The organism is Paraburkholderia sp. BR10923 (assembly GCF_040948765.1).
Taxonomy (GTDB): Bacteria; Pseudomonadota; Gammaproteobacteria; order Burkholderiales; family Burkholderiaceae; genus Paraburkholderia; species Paraburkholderia youngii.
In genome coordinates, this window is the sequence record NZ_JBFPKO010000236.1 from 1 (window position 1) to 255 (window position 255).

Annotated in this window: 1 protein-coding gene; it reads right to left on the reverse strand. The window is 71.8% G+C overall.

Going from position 1 to position 255, the window contains the following annotated elements; all coding sequences use genetic code 11:
* Window positions 1-255, reverse strand: a 255-nt coding sequence (locus AB3X94_RS42270) for a hypothetical protein (protein WP_368614512.1), incomplete at both ends; no start/stop codon positions are given.

The window sequence follows — 255 nt, forward strand, 5'->3', positions numbered from 1 at the left end:
GAATGGCCGCCCAGCTCGAAGAAGTGGTCATGCCGACCGACCCGCTCCAGACCCAGCAGCTCCGCCCACAGCTGCGCCAGCACCGTCTCGAGCTCCCCGCGCGGCGCCTCGTAACCCCGCCGCGCATGCGCATCGTCGGCCGGCGCCGGCAGTGCCTTGCGGTCGAGCTTGCCATTCACCGTCAGCGGTAACTCCGCCAGCGGCACGAACGCCGCCGGCACCATGTAGTCCGGCAGCTGCCCCGCCAGATGCGCG